Below are 14442 nucleotides of genomic sequence, written 5' to 3' on the forward strand. Positions count from 1 at the left end.
ATGAAAAGAATACTTATAACTGGAGCAGCCGGATTTTTGGGCTCGCATCTTTGTGACCGATTTATTGCAGATGGATATTATGTTATCGGGATGGATAATCTAATTACCGGAGATTTAAAGAACATTCAACACCTTTTTAAGGAAAAAAACTTTGAATTCTACCATCACGATGTAACCAAATTTGTTTTTGTACCCGGAAAATTAGACTATATTCTTCATTTTGCCTCACCAGCCAGTCCGATAGATTATTTAAAAATCCCTATTCAAACCCTAAAAGTTGGCTCGTTAGGAACACACAACTTGCTTGGTTTAGCAAGAGTAAAAAGAGCAAGAATTTTAATAGCCTCTACTTCAGAGGTTTATGGAGACCCACTGATTCACCCTCAAACAGAAGAATATTACGGAAATGTAAATACCATCGGACCACGTGGAGTTTATGATGAAGCAAAACGTTTTCAAGAATCAATCACCATGGCCTACCACACTTTTCATGGTTTAGAAACTAGAATTGTTCGGATTTTTAATACATATGGTCCAAGAATGAGATTAAATGACGGACGAGTAATTCCTGCATTTATTGGTCAAGCTCTTCGAGGAGAAGACTTAACTATTTTTGGTGATGGAATGCAAACTCGCTCGTTTTGTTATGTAGACGATCAAGTGGAAGGAATTTACAGATTACTTCTATCAGATTATAATTTACCCGTAAACATTGGAAATCCTGACGAAATCACCATCAAAGATTTTGCAGAAGAAATTATAAAATTAACAGGAACAAAGCAAAAAGTAGTTTATCATCCGTTACCAATCAACGATCCATTACAAAGACAACCGGATATAACCAAAGCGAGAGAAATTTTAGGTTGGGAACCAAAAGTTTCCAGAGAACAAGGCATGAAAATTACCTATGATTATTTTAAAACGCTTTCTACAGATGAACTCTTAAAAGAAGAACACAAAGACTTTTCCGGATTTATTCACTAAAAAATGGTAGCAGCTCAAAAAGGAAGATATTCAAAATATATCAGACCAATAAGTGTTTTATTAGACTTGTTGGTTGTGATTTTTTTGGCTTTCCTTTTGTTTCAAGAACACCGTGTACATTTCCTCGTTTTCGAACCTTATTTGGTTATTTCATGGCTCTTAATTAGCTTTTTTGTTGGGTTTTACGAAATATATCGGTTTACAACTCCGGTAGAAATTTTTTCTAAAATACTCAAACAGTTCATCGTTTTTTGTTTGGTTGTAATCGCCTACTTTCCATTTGCAAAAGACTCAATTTTTAGCGGAAAAGCCATCGCTATTTTCATGAGCATTAGCTTTGTTTTGGTAGTTTTAATCAAGTATTTGTTATTTTATTATCTAAAAAAATATAGAATAATAACCGGTAGTAATTACCGAAATGCTATCATTATTGGGTATACTCAAGAAGCTAAAAACCTAAAAGAACTTTTTGAAAAAAGAAACGATTATGGATATCGATTTTTTGGCTATTTCTCCGATAAAAAAGTAAACGAACTTATTAAAGGAAAAGTAGCCGACATCAAAAATTTTGTAATTGAAAACAAAATTGATGAAATTTATTGTTCGCTAAACGAAATAACAAACGAACAGTTAAAAGATCTAGTTGAATTTGCTGATGAAAACAACAAGACAATTAAATTTATTCCGGATACAAAACAGATCTTTTCAAAAAACTTGAAAATTGATTATTACGAAATGTTTCCGGTACTTTCATTGCAACGAACCCTTTTGCATGAACCAACAACCAAAGCATTTAAAAGAATATTCGACTTGGTATTCTCGCTTTTTGTGATTGTTTTTTTATTGTCATGGCTAATGCCAATTTTAGCAATTTTGATTAAACTTGAATCAAAAGGACCGGTTTTCTTTAAACAAGGCAGACCTGGTTTAGATGAAGAGGAATTTTTCTGCTATAAATTTAGGTCTATGCAAATTAACCACACGACAGAAAAAGAAGCCTCTAAAAACGACCCAAGAGTTACCAAAATAGGACGTTTTTTACGGAAAACAAGTCTAGATGAAATGCCACAATTTTTCAATGTTTTGGTAGGAGACATGTCTGTTGTTGGCCCAAGACCACACCTTTGGTCTCAAAACAAAGCCTATGGCAACAAAGTCAAAAAATATATGGTCCGCCATTATGTTAAACCCGGAATCACAGGATTAGCTCAAGTAAAAGGGTTTAGAGGCGAAATTGAAACTGACGAAGACATGATTAATCGCATTAAATTTGATGTTTTTTATATCGAAAATTGGTCCTTTGTTTTAGATATAAAAATAATTATTCAAACTGTGGTTAATATTTTTAAAGGTGAAGAAAAGGCATACTAATGAATGCTTTAGTATCCATAATTACGCCAACATACAACTCTGCAAAATTTATTGCAGAAACTATTCAATCTGTTCAAAATCAAACTTATTCTAATTGGGAAATGATTATTGTTGACGACGGCTCTTCCGATAAAACCGTTGAAATTGTTGAACAACTATCTCAATTTGATAACCGCATAAAATGCTTTAAACAAGAAAAAAATGCCGGAGCCGGAATTGCCAGAAATAAAGCTTTAACAATTGCCGAGGGAAGATATATTGCTTTTTTGGATGCCGATGATGTATGGAAGCCTCAAAAACTCGAGAGACAAATAAATTTTATGCTAGCAAATAAATTGCATTTTACATTTTCATTTTATGAATGTATGAATGAAGAAGGCGTTTTGCTTAATAGATTGATTACCGCTCCTCAAAAACTGAGTTATCGTCAGCTGTTTTTTTGTAATCATGTAGGCAATCTTACCGGAATTTATGATGCAGATTTTTTTGGAAAAATAAGTATTTCTCACATCAGAAAACGACAAGATTGGATTGTTTGGCTAACGATTTTAAAACAAACAAAAATTGCATTTCCAGTACCTGAAAACTTAGCGGTTTATCGAATTCGTGAAAATTCAATTTCTTCCTCAAAAGTTGAATTAATTAAGCATAATTACAAAGTATATCGACTGTATCATCAACAGAATATTGTAACTGCATCAATTTGCACACTACTTTTTTTGTTTACACAATTAATCATTAAACCAACTTATATCAAAGGGCAGAAACCAACGATTTAAATTGCTTTAATTTTCCGCTTTTGCTGCGTTCCAGTTTTTCTTTTCGAATAAAAGTAAAAGTTAAACCTTCTTCAAGATAATCAGTTAATTTTTTTTCAAAATAGACAATTCTTTCACTTGAAAGTGGCTTTTCACTAACATATTCAATATCAAAAGCATTTTTTTCAATTTGAGTAATTACAAATTCCTTTAAATTTCCATCTTCTTCCATAACGGTTTTTGTAATGGAATAAAACGTCATTCCCGGAGCTTTTTTTCCACTAGGCAGAAAAGCAAAATCATTTGTTCGTCCGATTAATTTTTTTAGAATTAATTTTTTAGAAGATTTTTTTTCTAAAATCCCCATGTCGCCAATTTTATAGCGAATAAACGGATGAGCCTTGTTATATAAAGCAGTTACAACGATATTTCCTTCTTCTCCAAACGGCAGCGGATTATTATTATCGTCTAAAATTTCCACAAACAGATTTTCAATGTTCACGATCCATTCATCTTCCTTATTTTGAAAAGCAATAATATCCAGTTCAGAAGCACCATATTCGTTTACCACCGGAACTCCTAATTGCTTTTCTAATAATATTTTATCATCATCAAAAAGCATTTCCGAAGTAACAATACAAACTTTTAAAGTAGGACAAATTGTTTTTAAAATGATATTCTCTTTTTCTAAATATTTTGCCATCATCACAATGGAACTCGTATAACCATTGATATAATGGAATTTTTTTGATTTAAAAGTAGCAACAAATTCTTTTAATGCTTTATCGGATAAATCAAAAATGGGAAGGCGATAGCGATTGCTAAAAAAATCTTTTAGTTTAACTTTATACTTATTCAAAAATTCCAAAGGATAGCCATAAAATCGTGCTTGATACGCTTTGTTCATATCTAAACCATACCAACCAAAACGATAATAAATGGAACTCCAAACCAAAGCATGACAAAATTTATCTTTAGCAAAAATAAACGGATCGCCACTTGAACCGGAAGTGCGATTGATATAAACATTTGTAATATTGAAATCCGATGATAATCTTTCTGAAAGCGGTTGTTGAAAATCAGTTTTAGTCAAAACAGGTAAATCATTCCAATTTTCTATAGAAAAATCAATACTTTTATTTTTTACTAAATTTTGATAAAATAAATTATTAGATAAATGATAGGTTACAATTTCTCTTCTTTTTTGATTGGTAAAATCCTCAAATTTATCTTCTGGAATAGCAATAATGGAGCTAAAATATGCTTTGGCTTTTTCTAAAGGAAAACCATTTAATTTGAGCGATAAATCAAGAATATTAAACACTGTCAACTATTTTGTTCAAAAATAACAAAACCATCAACCGAAAACCAAAAACGAACACTTTTTTTGCCACTTCGTTTTAACTTCTGTTTAAAACGAGTTATTTTTGCACAACTAAAACTGAATTTATTCAGCTAAAACAACAACACAACATGACAATTTTACTTCTTGGTTCAGGCGGTCGCGAACATGCGTTGGCTTGGAAAATGCTTCAAAGTTCAAAATGCTCCAAACTATTTGTGGCTCCCGGAAATGCCGGAACAGCTTCAATTGCAACGAATGTTTCAATGCAACCAACCGATTTTGAATCAATTAAAAAGTTTGTTTTAGATGAAAAAATTGAAATGGTTGTCGTTGGCCCGGAAGATCCTTTAGTAGCAGGTATTTTCGATTTTTTTAAAAATGATGACGAGTTAAAATCAATTCCGGTTATTGGACCATCAACTGAAGGAGCAAAACTGGAAGGAAGTAAAGAATATGCCAAAGAATTTCTAATCAAACACAAAATTCCAACCGCAGCTTATGATAGTTTTACTGCTTCAACAGTTGAAAAAGGATGTGAATTTTTAGAAACGCTATCTCCGCCTTATGTTTTAAAAGCCGATGGTTTAGCAGCCGGAAAAGGCGTGGTGATTTTAAACGACTTAGCCGAAGCGAAAACGGAATTGCGAAATATGCTTGTGCATCAAAAATTTGGAAATGCAAGTTCAAAAGTTGTCATCGAAGAATTTTTAGATGGAATTGAATTGAGTTGTTTCGTTTTAACGGATGGAAAAAACTATAAAATTCTTCCCACAGCCAAAGATTACAAACGAATTGGTGAAGGCGATACAGGATTGAATACAGGCGGAATGGGAGCTGTTTCTCCGGTTCCGTTTGCCGATACTGTTTTGATGGAGAAAATTGAAACACGCATCGTTAAACCAACAATAGAAGGTCTTCAAAAAGACGGAATAGAGTACAAAGGTTTTGTTTTCATTGGTTTAATAAATGTAAAAGGAGAACCGATGGTGATTGAATACAATGTTCGAATGGGTGATCCGGAAACCGAAGTGGTCATGCCGAGAATAAAATCGGATTTAGTTGAATTGTTTTTAGCTGTTGCAAATCAAAACTTAAACGAAGTTTCTTTAGAGATTGATTCCAGAAGTGCTACAACTATTATGGTTGTTTCTGGTGGTTATCCGGAAGATTTTGAAAAAGGTAAAACCATTACCGGAATTGAAAATGTGCAAGATTCTATCGTTTTTCATGCCGGAACAAAACTTGATAATGGGAATATCGTTTCAAACGGAGGTCGTGTTCTTGCGGTAACTTCTTATGGAAATGACTTTAATGAAGCCATAAAAAAATCTTACCAAAGTATAGAAAAACTACATTTTGATAAGATGTATTTTAGAAAAGATATCGGTTTTGATCTCTAAAAGGTGAAGTTAGAAGTTAAAAACTCTAAACTCTACTATCTTACTTAAAAAAAGAATGAGCCGTTGTATCTTGGTTTTCTTCGTTGTTTGCTTTGTGTAATTTTAATTGCTTTATCCAGTAAACAATAGCAACCGAACAAATGATTACAAATAACCAATTCAAGGTATTAGCAGCCCACCAATTTGACAATTCCAATTTTCTGAAAAAGTCCAATGGAAGAAAAAGTAAATCAACAAACAAGGATTGAATTCCTTCAAAAAATGCTTTCATGGTATAAAGTATTATATTTACAGTCACAAAAGTATAAAATATCCTTATGATTGCAAGCGTTTTTAGTAAATCAAGACCATTTAATTATATTTTAGTTACCGTTTTATTGGTTTTGTGTTATTTTATCTATCAATTTCAATCTTCCGGAACTGCATCTGGTGCTTCTTTTTCATGGTTTGAACTTATTCAAAAGGGTGTAATTTTATTACTATTAGTTGCGTCACTTTTTATCACAAATTTTATTACCAAACGAAACGGATTGAGCAAAGACAACAGTTATTCGGCACTTTTCTATGTTTCGTTTCTGTTGTTTATTCCTTCGTCATTTGATAATTTCAAAATTGTGCTCTCCTCTTTTTTTATTTTATTAGCCATGCGAAGGTTAATTTCAATGAAATCACTACTCACACCAAAAGAAAAAATATTTGATGCTTCATTATGGATTTTCATCGCTGCATTGTTTCATTTTTGGAGTATTTTGTTCATTTTTATCGTTTTTGTTTCCATCATTTTTCACGTTTCCGGCGATTATCGAAATTGGGTTTTGCCTTTTATTGCTTTTTTTACCGTGGGAATTATTTTCATATTCTTCTCATTAGTAATAGATAAAGAATGGTTAGATGTGGTGTGGAATCAAACCGGAACAGATTTTGAATTTTATTATTTAGAAAAATCAGCAAGTAATGCTGCCTTGGTTTTGTATGCACTTTTTGCGGTAGTTTTTTTACTTTCAATGATTTTCACAATGTCTAAGCGACCCATAATTATGTTGGCATCTTATAAAAAAGTGATTTTTATATTTTTGATAAGTGTGCTGATTTACATAATTTCTCCTGAAAAGTCTAATTCGTTACTTCTTTTTGGATTAATGCCGATTTCAGTTTTGTCAACAGGTTTTATTGAAATTAACAGAGATTCGGTTTTAAAAGAAATTGTTACCGCAACTGTTTTGGCTTGCGGTGTTTTGCTTTTTATTTTCCAACTATAATTTTACGCCATAAGCCAAATCGCCTGCATCACCCAAACCGGGAACGATGTAGTTTTTTTCATTTAACTTTTCATCCAAAGCAGCAACCCACAAATGACAATTGGCAGGAAGATTTTTTTCTAAATACGCAATGCCTTCAGGAGCAGCAATGACAACTGCAATGTGAATTTCTTTCGGTTTTTGTTCTAAATGAAGTTTATTTAAAACCGCCACAATCGATTGACCGGTAGCTAACATCGGATCAATTAAAATTAATGTCTTATTTTCAAAAGAAGGTGCGGCTTGGTATTCCACTAAAATATCAAAATAATCATCATTATTCGGATGATGACGATAAGCCGATACAAATCCGTTTTCGGCATTATCAAAAATATTCATAAAACCTGTGTGCAATGCCAAACCTGCTCTCAAAATGGAACATAAAACCACGTGATCTTCTAAAGCACTTGTTTTTTTAATGCCAAGTGGCGTTTGCACTTCAATATCAATATAAGGAAGTGTTTTACTCAACTCATACGCCATAATTTCACCAATTCGTTCAATATTTTTTCGGAAACGCATACTGTCGTTTTGCACGGAAACATCACGAATTTGTGCCAAAAAATGATTGAGAATACTGTTTTGTTCCGAAATATAATGAAGATGCATAAACGTTTTAGTTTTGAATTAGTTTGATAAAGGTATAAAAAGTATATTTGTATTTTAAAATTTAATAGTATGTTTTCACAACTTGCCTTTTCTGTTTTTGAACAAAGTATTGCCGATTATCACGTGCATGACAATGTATATCAACCTGTTAACAACCCTTATCCAAAAGATAAAATAGAGCATTTATTATATGCAAAAAATTGGGTTGACACCGTGCAATGGCATTTTGAAGATATTATCCGTGATCCGCAAATTGATCCGGTAGCTGCATTAGATTTAAAACGAAAAATTGACGCGTCCAATCAAGTTCGCACCGATATGGTTGAATATATTGATAGCTATTTTCTTCAAAAATACAGTTCTGTTTCGGTTAAACCGGATGCAAAAATCAACACTGAAAGTCCTGCTTGGGCAATCGATCGTCTTTCTATTTTGGCATTAAAAATTTATCACATGAGCGAAGAAGCTAATAGAATTGAAGCTTCCGCAGAACACAGAGCCAAATGTCAAGAAAAATTAAACATTTTATTAGAACAAAAAAGCGATATGTTTTCGTCCATTGATCAATTGTTGAAAGATATTGAAAGTGGCGATAAATTCATGAAAGTGTACAAACAAATGAAAATGTACAATGATGAGGAATTGAACCCGGTTTTGTATCAGAATAAAAAATAGTCATCAATTGATGTCTAAACCAAAACATATATTGGTAATAAGGCTTTCAGCAATGGGAGATGTCGCTATGACAGTTCCTGTGTTGAGAGCCTTAGTTTTACAAAATACAGAAGTAAAAATCACAGTCGTCTCTCGACCATTTTTTAAACCGTTTTTCGACGGAATTCCAAATGTCAATTTCTTTGCGGCTGATCTTCAAAAACGCCACAAAGGATTTTTCGGATTACTTCGATTATTTTCGGATTTAAAAAAATTGGATATTGATGCTGTCGCCGATTTACATAACGTTTTACGTTCTAAAGTTGTTAGAAGTTTATTCGCTTTAAGCGGAAAAAAAGTAGCGTTCACAGACAAAGGAAGAGTAGAAAAAAAAGCACTAACTAGATTAGAAAATAAAGTTTTTAAACCAGTAAAACCAATGGTGGAGCGACATGTTGAAACTTTTGAAAAACTCGGATTTTCAATTGATTTAACGAATCCTCAATTTCCAACTAAAGCTGTTTTGTCAGATGAAATTCTAAAAATTACCGGAAATAAAACTCAAGATTGGCTCGGAATAGCACCATTTGCTCAATACCAAAGCAAAGTTTATCCTTTGGATTTAATGCAAAAAGTGATTGATGAATTGGCCAAAAAAAATTCAATTAAAATTTTTCTTTTTGGCGGCGGAAGTGAAGAAATTCAGAAATTAAATCAACTTCAAAATAATCATTCAAACGTATTCGTCTTAGCCGGAAAATTGAAGTTTAAAGACGAATTAGAAGTGATTTCAAACTTAGACGTTATGCTTTCCATGGATTCAGGAAATGCTCACATCGCTGCAATGTTTGGTGTAAAAGTCATCACACTTTGGGGAGCCACACATCCGTTTGCCGGATTTTCACCTTTCAATCAACCGTTGGAAAATTGCCTTGTTTCGGATAGAGAGAAATATCCGTTGTTGCCAACATCCATTTATGGAAATAAAAAAGTGGAAGGTTATGACGATGTGATGCGAAGTATAGAACCGGAGAAAATAGTGTTCAGTATTCAGTCGTTGCTGGGAGTTTAGTGTTCAGTGTTCAGTGTTCAGTTTTTAGTAAGCAGTCGCAGTTTCCAGTCGCAGTTTTCTACGCAATTTTGTCATCCTGACGCAGGAAGGATCTCCATTATTTAGTTTTCAGTCGCAGTTTTCAGTGACAAGCTACAAGTAAATTTTATTGTCTTTGCAAATCTCCAAAATATAGGTTTTTAAGTTTGAAATCGCATCGGCATAATTAGGAGCTTCATAACCAAACCGTTCGTTTTCCAATTGTTCTTTTTCCATTGCATTGCAACCCTTGATTACTTCGCGAATCATATCGAGCATAATCAACTCTTTATTGTTGGTTTTTTCAAACTTAAAATCAACTAATTCATCTTCCAAACGGTCACAATACTCCAAAAGCTCTTGCACTTCCGGTTCATCCAAAAGGTCTTGAGCTTTTTTAAATATCTCCAGTTTGTTTTTCATAATCAAATACAAAAATCAATTACAATTGCAAAAGTCAAATTTCAACCCGCAACTCGTAACTTTCCAACCCGTAACCAATTAAACATCATCATAATCCACAAAAATTTCACTCGATGTCGGATGAGCTTGACAAGTTAAAATCAAACCTTCGGCAATTTCACCATCGGTTAAAATAGTGTTCTTTTTCATTTCAGCAGTTCCTTTAGAAATTCGAGCAATACAACTGCTGCAAATTCCACCTTGGCAAGAATACGGAGCATCTAAGCCTTGTTTCAAAGCCGCTTCCAACAACGATTGCTTCTGCGACATTTCAAAAGAAGTTTCATCACCATCAACTAAAACAGTAATTTTTGTGTGACCTTCCAACGATTTTTTAATTTCATTTTCTGAGGATGAAGCAGAGAATAATTCGAATTTTATATCTTTTTCTTTGACGTTGTTTTCTTTCAAAACATCACTCACGCGATTGATCATTTCTTCCGGTCCGCACAAGAAAAATTTGTCAAATTCCTTTTCTTTATGCTTGTTTTTCAAGACAAAATTCACGGTTGATTTTTCAATTCTTCCAAACAATTGATCATCGGCTTTTTGCTGACTAAACACATAATGCACAAAAAAGCGTCCAACATATTTTAACTGCAAATCGTGCAATTGGTTGTAAAAAATCGTTTCATTACTCGATTTGTTTCCATAAACCAACACAAAAGTACTGTTGGGTTCTTTTTCCAAAACAGTCTGTAAAATCGACATTACCGGTGTAATTCCGCTTCCAGCCACAAAAGCAGCATAATTTTTTTGTCGTGCGGCATCGGGTTCAAATGTGAATTTTCCTTCGGGAGTGCCAACTTCTAGTACTTTTCCAACCGTTAATTGCTCATTCGCAAACTTAGAAAAATAACCATTTTTGATTGATTTGATGGCAATTCGCAACTCACCACTTTCCGGTGTAGAACAAATGGAATAGGCACGACGAATTTCGTTTCCGTCTAAAGTGAGTTTTAAGTTAATATATTGTCCGGCCACAAATCGATAGTTGGCTTGAAGTTCAGCAGGAACTTGAAATAGAACAGAAACGGCTTCCGGTGTTTCACGAGTGATTTCTTTGACCGCTAATTTATAGAAAGTTGACATGGATTAATTTTTTACAAAGGTAATAAACCACAGTTTTTGAAAACAGCATATTTTTTAAAAATTTATACATAAGAGTTTTATGTATAAGAAAGTTATGTATATTTGTGTTTCAAATTTGCATTAAATGAAAAACTCATCACTATACAAAGGAAGTCTTAACACAATAATAATGAAGCTTTTGGAAGAAAAGGGCAGAATGTATGGCTATGAAATCACGCAGAAAGTAAAAGCCATTACATTGGGTGAATTAAACATTACTGAAGGTGCTTTGTATCCCGCGTTGCACAAATTGGAAGCCGAAGGTCTGTTGGAAGTGGAAGTAGAAAAGGTAGATAACCGCTTGCGGAAATACTACAAACTTACTGAAAAAGGTAACAAAGAAACCGTAAACCGATTGGCTGAGTTGGAAGAATTTATCAAGAATATGCAAAACATTGTTAATCCGAAATTGAGTTATTAAGATGAAAACATTAACCACACAAAATCTCAAATTCATTGATAATTATCTCAAAAAAAGTGAAATTATTTATGACGATATTCGTATGGAACTCACCGATCATATCGCTTCAGCTGTTGAAGAAAAAATGCAAACTGAAAACATTGATTTTTATGATGCTTTTAAAAGTTTTATGATTTTGAATAAGAAAGAACTTTTAAAAAAATTCTCCGGTAGCGGATTCAAATCTTTTGAACCTATTAAAAGTTTTGGACTGTTTTTATTGAAACCTCATGTGATTTTATTTGCTGCTTTTTTCTTTTTTGGAATTTTCTTTTTTCAGCTTCAAATTGATAAATCTTATTTTGTTAAAGAGTTTCATCATTATTGGCTTTTGTGTTTATTTATGTTTGGAATTTTCCATTTCAGTTATTTTAATTTTATAAAGAAGAAAAGATTTTTTGCTGTTGAACAATCTTTTTTTGTTCTTTCAATTATTTATTATGTTTTTATTCCTTTTTCAAACCCAACTCACGTAGAAGATTATAATCTTATTTTCTGGACTGATATTTCAATACTTTTTTTCTCGATAGCTTTTCTATTATTTTATGTTAATCGTATCAAAAAATACTATAACAATAAGCATATATGGAACTAAAAGTCAACCAAGAACAAATAGATCGTTTATACCGATTCACTCGTGAACATTTTGTAGAACATTACGATCTGCAAACCGAATTGGTCGATCATCTTTCGAATGCAATTGAAGAAGAATGGAAAGAAAATCCAAAATTATCATTTGAAGAAGCCTTGCAAAAAGAGTTCAAAAAGTTTGGTGTTTTTGGGTTTAGTGATGTGGTCGAACAAAGACAATCGGCTTTAACCAAACGCTACCACAAATTTGTTTGGAATAATTTTAAAGCATTTTTTAAACTCCCAAAAATAATTTTAACTGTAGGGTTGATGGGAATATTATTTCAAACACTGCAGGTAGTTTCTTTTAAATTAGCTATTGTGATTGCTTTATTAATTGGATTCGTAATTGTCTATTCCTATTTTGTATACCAAACATCAAAAAAATTCAAAGAAAAAAAGAAAATTGACGAAAGACGATGGATTATGGAAGAAATGATTTTTAATTACGGAACACTCACAGCCTATCCAATTCTTCTAAATTTATTTTTTCAAATAGTTAATTTTAAAAGCATCTCTTTTGAAAATAGTTATGTTCAACTTGTTTTCTCAATCATTTTTGTATCGATAGGAATTCTATTTTATGTGCTAACAAAAATCATCCCTTCCAAAGCAGAAGATTATCTCAAACAAACTTATCCTGAATATGCTTTTTCAAAATAAGATGTAACAAAACGTTAAAAGTGTAGTCAAACATTCAAACCAAAGTAGAAAAATAACCACCAAACCAACCCACTTATGATAAAACGTTTTCTGTCACTCGAATGGAAGTCTTTTGTTAGAGCTGCATCGTTTCAAACGAATTTAGCAATTAAAATTTTAATGGCTTTTGGAGCCTTGTATTTTATCGTAATGTTCTTGGCGTTAGGAGCCGGATCTTATTATATTATCGAAAAAGCTACCGAATCTGAGCCATTTCAATTGATAAACCGGTTTATACTTTATTATTTCGTATGCGATTTGGTTTTTCGATTTTTCTTGCAAAAAACACCGGTGATGAATATCAGACCGCTGTTGTACATCAACATCAAAAAAGATACAATTGTCAATTATACGTTGGGAAAATCTGCCTTGTCATTTTTTAATACGATGCATCTTTTCTTTTTTATTCCGCTTGCCGTTGTTTTATTGATTGAAGGTTTTGATGTTTTAGGTGTAATCACCTGGCTGCTCGGAATGATTGCAATCGTTTTAATCATCAATTTTTTAAACATTTTAATCGATAAAAAAGATGCAGTTTTTTATACTGTAGCAGTCATTTTCATCGCTTTAGGAGCATTGCAGTATTTCGGATTATTTGACGCAACGAACTATACTGTGTTGTTTTTCAAAGGATTGTACGACCATATTTGGATGGTGATTATACCAATTGCGGTTTTAATTTTGGTTTATAAAATCGTACACAATTTCTTCAAAAGTAATTTATACCTTGATGCCGGATTATCAACCACACACGAAATTGCCAAAACACAAAATTTTGAATGGCTAGATCAATTTGGAACGTTAGGAACATTTCTTAAAAATGATATTCGTTTAATCACCCGAAACAAAAGAGCAAAATCGGTGATTATTATGAGTGTTTTGTTTCTTTTCTACGGACTTTTGTTTGGTTCCGGTGCAATTGAAGTGTATGACGGACCGGTTTGGCAAGTATTTGGCGGAATTTTTGTCACCGGCGGATTCATGTTCAGCTTCGGACAATTTGTACCAAGTTGGGATAGTTCCTATTATAATTTGATGATGAGCCAAAACATTCAATACCGCGAATATTTGAGTTCAAAATGGTGGTTGATGGTTATCGTGACTCTAATCGCAGCCGTTTGTGCCAGTTTTTATCTTTATTTTGGATGGCAATCGTACCTGCTGATTTTAGTAACAGCTGTTTACAATATCGGAATTAATGCCTACATCGTTTTGTTGGCTGGAGCTTATACCAAAACACCAATCGATTTAATGAGTAATAAAAATGCATTTGGCGACAAAAAAGCATTCAATTTTAAAACCTTATTGTTAGTTATTCCGCAAATTCTTGTGCCGTTAGGATTATATTATTTAGGAATTTTATTATTTGATGAAGTAATCGGACTTGGATTTATCGCCTTAGCCGGAATTTTAGGATTTGCCTTCAAATCAAAAGTGTTCAATTGGATTGAAAATATCTATAAAACACAGAAATACGAAACCATTGCCGCATACAAACAAAAAAACTAACCAACCTATTACCCTTTACCAATCACCCATAACCATATA

General features: G+C 32.7%; 16 protein-coding genes. 11 read left to right on the forward strand and 5 right to left on the reverse strand.

Annotation, left to right across the window (positions count from 1 at the left end; all coding sequences use genetic code 11):
* The 3 genes from AC23MC_RS03325 to AC23MC_RS03335 are packed head-to-tail and all read left to right on the forward strand — an operon-like array spanning position 1 to position 3134.
* Positions 1–984: a UDP-glucuronic acid decarboxylase family protein gene (locus AC23MC_RS03325; RefSeq protein WP_487567109.1), complete on the forward strand. Its 984-nt coding sequence runs from the start codon at positions 1–3 to the stop codon at positions 982–984.
* Between the two features lie 3 nt (positions 985–987).
* Positions 988–2355 (forward strand): undecaprenyl-phosphate glucose phosphotransferase, encoded by a 1368-nt coding sequence (locus tag AC23MC_RS03330; protein WP_487567108.1) that lies wholly within the window; start codon positions 988–990, stop codon positions 2353–2355.
* Positions 2355–3134, forward strand: a complete 780-nt coding sequence (locus AC23MC_RS03335; protein WP_487567107.1) for a glycosyltransferase family 2 protein — start codon at positions 2355–2357, stop codon at positions 3132–3134. The genes AC23MC_RS03330 and AC23MC_RS03335 overlap by 1 nt, the downstream gene beginning before the upstream one ends.
* Here AC23MC_RS03335 and AC23MC_RS03340 read toward each other — a convergent pair.
* Positions 3109–4437 carry a phenylacetate--CoA ligase family protein gene (locus AC23MC_RS03340; protein ID WP_487567106.1) on the reverse strand — a complete coding sequence of 443 codons (1329 nt, stop codon included), beginning with the start codon at positions 4435–4437 and terminating at the stop codon, positions 3109–3111. The genes AC23MC_RS03335 and AC23MC_RS03340 overlap by 26 nt on opposite strands.
* A 149-nt stretch (positions 4438–4586) precedes the next feature.
* Between AC23MC_RS03340 and purD the strand changes: the two genes are divergently transcribed.
* The gene (gene purD / locus AC23MC_RS03345; protein WP_487567105.1) at positions 4587–5858 is read left to right on the forward strand and encodes a phosphoribosylamine--glycine ligase; all 1272 of its coding nucleotides are present in this window, start codon (positions 4587–4589) and stop codon (positions 5856–5858) included.
* A gap of 40 nt (positions 5859–5898) precedes the next feature.
* Here purD and AC23MC_RS03350 read toward each other — a convergent pair whose 3' ends face one another.
* Positions 5899–6129, reverse strand: a complete 231-nt coding sequence (locus AC23MC_RS03350) for a DUF6341 family protein (protein WP_487567104.1) — start codon at positions 6127–6129, stop codon at positions 5899–5901.
* A gap of 46 nt (positions 6130–6175) precedes the next feature.
* Here AC23MC_RS03350 and AC23MC_RS03355 point away from each other — a divergent pair, with 46 nt between their 5' ends.
* Positions 6176–7117, forward strand: coding sequence for a DUF6427 family protein (locus tag AC23MC_RS03355; protein ID WP_487567103.1), 942 nt, complete (start codon positions 6176–6178; stop codon positions 7115–7117).
* On the opposite strand, the gene upp is transcribed toward AC23MC_RS03355, so the two are convergent.
* Entirely contained in the window at positions 7112–7765 is a 654-nt protein-coding gene (gene upp / locus AC23MC_RS03360; RefSeq protein WP_487567102.1) for a uracil phosphoribosyltransferase, read from the reverse strand. The genes AC23MC_RS03355 and upp overlap by 6 nt on opposite strands.
* 69 nt (positions 7766–7834) lie before the next feature.
* On the opposite strand from upp, the gene AC23MC_RS03365 reads away from it, so the two are divergent.
* A complete protein-coding gene (locus tag AC23MC_RS03365) occupies positions 7835–8440 on the forward strand; it encodes a DUF4254 domain-containing protein (RefSeq protein WP_487567101.1) in 606 nt (201 codons plus the stop codon).
* A 10-nt stretch (positions 8441–8450) separates the two neighbouring features.
* Positions 8451–9491, forward strand: a complete 1041-nt coding sequence (locus AC23MC_RS03370; protein WP_487567100.1) for a glycosyltransferase family 9 protein — start codon at positions 8451–8453, stop codon at positions 9489–9491.
* Between the two features lie 132 nt (positions 9492–9623).
* On the opposite strand, the gene AC23MC_RS03375 is transcribed toward AC23MC_RS03370, so the two are convergent.
* Together AC23MC_RS03375 and AC23MC_RS03380 are read right to left on the reverse strand one after the other, a co-directional pair.
* A complete protein-coding gene (locus AC23MC_RS03375; protein ID WP_487567099.1) occupies positions 9624–9932 on the reverse strand; it encodes a hypothetical protein in 309 nt (102 codons plus the stop codon).
* A 78-nt stretch (positions 9933–10010) separates the two neighbouring features.
* Complete coding sequence (locus AC23MC_RS03380; RefSeq protein ID WP_487567098.1) at positions 10011–11063, reverse strand: 2Fe-2S iron-sulfur cluster-binding protein; 1053 nt, start codon at positions 11061–11063, stop codon at positions 10011–10013.
* Between the two features lie 124 nt (positions 11064–11187).
* On the opposite strand from AC23MC_RS03380, the gene AC23MC_RS03385 reads away from it, so the two are divergent.
* From AC23MC_RS03385 to AC23MC_RS03400, 4 genes are all read left to right on the forward strand, one after another.
* Positions 11188–11523: a PadR family transcriptional regulator gene (locus AC23MC_RS03385; RefSeq protein WP_112085181.1), complete on the forward strand. Its 336-nt coding sequence runs from the start codon at positions 11188–11190 to the stop codon at positions 11521–11523.
* Between the two features lies 1 nt (position 11524).
* Complete coding sequence (locus tag AC23MC_RS03390) at positions 11525–12157, forward strand: hypothetical protein (protein WP_291092691.1); 633 nt, start codon at positions 11525–11527, stop codon at positions 12155–12157.
* Positions 12148–12855 (forward strand): hypothetical protein, encoded by a 708-nt coding sequence (locus tag AC23MC_RS03395; RefSeq protein WP_487567097.1) that lies wholly within the window; start codon positions 12148–12150, stop codon positions 12853–12855. Before AC23MC_RS03390 ends, AC23MC_RS03395 begins: the two co-directional genes overlap by 10 nt.
* A gap of 75 nt (positions 12856–12930) precedes the next feature.
* Positions 12931–14403, forward strand: a complete 1473-nt coding sequence (locus tag AC23MC_RS03400) for a DUF5687 family protein (RefSeq protein ID WP_487567096.1) — start codon at positions 12931–12933, stop codon at positions 14401–14403.
* The last annotated feature ends 39 nt before the right edge of the window (positions 14404–14442 follow it).

This window comes from Flavobacterium sp. T50_26, assembly GCF_057652995.1.